The sequence below is a fragment of the Streptomyces milbemycinicus genome, assembly GCF_002154605.1.
Lineage (GTDB): Bacteria > Actinomycetota > Actinomycetes > Streptomycetales > Streptomycetaceae > Streptomyces > Streptomyces milbemycinicus.
The window spans coordinates 485-726 of record NZ_MUNE01000564.1; the positions used below are offsets into that span (position 1 = coordinate 485).

Here is a 242-nt window from a genome sequence, read left to right on the forward strand (position 1 = left end):
CCTCGGCGGCCTCCAGCGCGCGCAGTTCCGTGGCGTTGACCATGCCGGGCATGTCGTGGCCCTCATGAGGGTTGGTGTCGGGGACGCCGGTCGCGGTGAGCAGTTTGCGCAGGGCGGTGAGGTCGGCGCGATGGCTCTTTGCCACTTTCGCCGCCCACTGCTTCAGCTCAGGGCCGGCGCCGGAGCCGGGCGCGAGTTCCAGGATGTGCAGGGCCTGTTCGTCCATGGCCAGCTGCAGCTGG

1 protein-coding gene is annotated in these 242 nt (G+C 70.2%); it reads right to left on the reverse strand.

Annotated features, from left to right (window positions below; translation table 11 throughout):
• A partial coding sequence (locus CCN51_RS38215; RefSeq protein ID WP_342749409.1) for a DUF305 domain-containing protein occupies positions 1-226 on the reverse strand: 226 nt, incomplete at its 3' end.
• Between the last annotated feature and the right edge of the window lie 16 nt (positions 227-242).